Origin of the sequence: Streptomyces actuosus (assembly GCF_016921115.1) — a bacterium.
GTDB classification, from domain to species: Bacteria; Actinomycetota; Actinomycetes; order Streptomycetales; family Streptomycetaceae; genus Streptomyces; species Streptomyces actuosus_A.
On record NZ_JAFFZS010000121.1, the window covers coordinates 1 to 957 of the forward strand.

The 957-nt window shown below is 25.6% G+C and carries 1 rRNA gene; it reads right to left on the minus strand.

The features are described 5' to 3' along the window. Positions 1-957: ribosomal RNA gene (locus JS756_RS38945) — 23S ribosomal RNA — on the minus strand; the annotation flags it as partial.

The window sequence follows — 957 nt, forward strand, 5'->3', positions numbered from 1 at the left end:
CAGCCGACAGTGGTCAGACATCACACTCAATACTTTGATATTTTATCTTTGCAGAGTGCTGTGTTTTTATTAAACAGTCGTACAACATTATTTTATGTTTCCTCTTACCATAAGTTTAATTATCATACCTTTTAAATATGTTAAACTTATGATAATGGCCCTCCTTATCCCGAAGTTACGGTAGTCAATTTGCCGAGTTCCTTAATGATTGTTCGCTCAAACGCCTTTGTATTCTCTACTTGCTTACTTGTGATAGTATCTAGGTACGGTATATATAAACCTTAATATATTAATATTAATTGTATATTAGCCTTATTATAAATACAATAATATTAATATAAATATATATTTTAATTATTAATTTTTCTATTATATTGAATTTACAATACAATTTTGTCAAACTTGTAACAAATTATAATATATATACAATATAATATATCGATAATAATTTATAAGGCTATTACCGAAAGTTAATAATTTTTATATAAAGTTTAAAAATTTTCCAGAACCTTTATTACTTATTAAAGGTTTTGTTTTTAACTTTTAAGTATTTATATATAAATATCATCAAAATTACCTTTTGATTAATACTTTTAGACACCGAAAATTAAATATAATACCATAAGCTTAAGGCGAGGTTATTCCTTTTTCGTTACTCATGTCAGCATTATCTCTTGGATTATATTGATGGTTAATTAACCATACTTATTATTTCTTAATAAGAAATAATAATTAATATTTATCCAACGTTCCGCTACCCCACATAGACAATATTTTATTATTATACATATGTGTACAAGGTTTCGGTATATCATTTAGATCCGTTAAATTTTCGGTGTTTTTTTCTAAAAAGTTTAATCAGTGCTCTGTTACGAGGTCTTCAAAAAATGGCCGCTTCTAAGCCTATTTCCTGATTGTATTAAAAAAAAACATCCTTAATTTCACTCAATGATAATT